An 881-nucleotide genomic window follows, 5' to 3' on the forward strand; every position below is an offset into this window, starting at 1 on the left:
GATACGGAACTTAAATGGGTCTTGTCGGTGAGCTGACGAGGGCTGATCTGGTCTGTATGACCAGGGTGTGCGGTATGCCCAAGGCGGCGGCTTCACCCCCCAGGAGCAGCGGCGCCGCGAGGAGGTACGGCTGAGCGCAGCCGTGATGTTCGAGCAGGGGGTCACGAACGCGGCGTTAGCCCGGACGTTGCGGGTCACTCAGCGGTCGGTGGAGCGGTGGCGGCGCGCCTGGCGCGAGGGTGGCACGGCGGCGCTGGCCTCAGCAGGCCCGCACGCGCTGCCCCGGCTCAGCCCGGCGCAGTTCGCCCGGCTGGAGGCCGAGCTGGAACGCGGTCCGCTGGCGCACGGGTTCGCCGACCAGCGCTGGACGCTGATGCGGATCAAGACGCTGATCGGCAGGATGTTCCACCTCGGCTACACCGTTCAGGGGGTGTGGTACCTGCTGCGGCGTAACGGCTGGTCGTGCCAGCGCCCCGCCCGCCGGGCGATCGAGCGGGACGAGGCCGCGATCGAGGTGTGGAAGAAGGAGGTCTGGCCGCAGGTGGAAGATCCGCGGCGGCCGACGGCGCCTGGATCTGCTTCGAAGACGAAGCCGGTCAAGGGCTGAGGCCGCCTCGCGCACGAACGTGGGGCCGGCGCGGGCACACGCCGGTGGTACACGTCCGCGGGCGCGGAAGCGGACGGGTGAACATCGCCGCCCTGGTCTGCTACAAACCCGGCGAACGCTCCCGGCTGATCTACCGCCTGCACGTCTACCGCGGCCGCAAAGGCGAGCCCAAGACCTTCGGCTGGATGGACTACCGCGACCTGATCCTTCATGCCCACGCCCAGCTCGGCGCCCCGATCGTGCTGGTCTGGGACAACCTCAACCTGCACCTAGT

1 protein-coding gene and 1 pseudogene are annotated in these 881 nt (G+C 69.7%); both read left to right on the forward strand.

Features of this window, described 5'->3' with window-relative positions:
- Nucleotides 1–67 precede the first annotated feature (67 nt).
- A complete protein-coding gene (locus HCK04_RS40365; RefSeq protein WP_142652783.1) occupies nucleotides 68–607 on the forward strand; it encodes a winged helix-turn-helix domain-containing protein in 540 nt (179 codons plus the stop codon).
- A pseudogene (locus HCK04_RS41725) lies at nucleotides 517–881 on the forward strand (IS630 family transposase); the annotation flags it as partial. The gene HCK04_RS40365 and the pseudogene HCK04_RS41725, both read left to right, overlap by 91 nt.

Origin of the sequence: Microbispora sp. CL1-1, assembly GCF_012034195.1 — a bacterium.
Taxonomy (GTDB): Bacteria; Actinomycetota; Actinomycetes; order Streptosporangiales; family Streptosporangiaceae; genus Microbispora.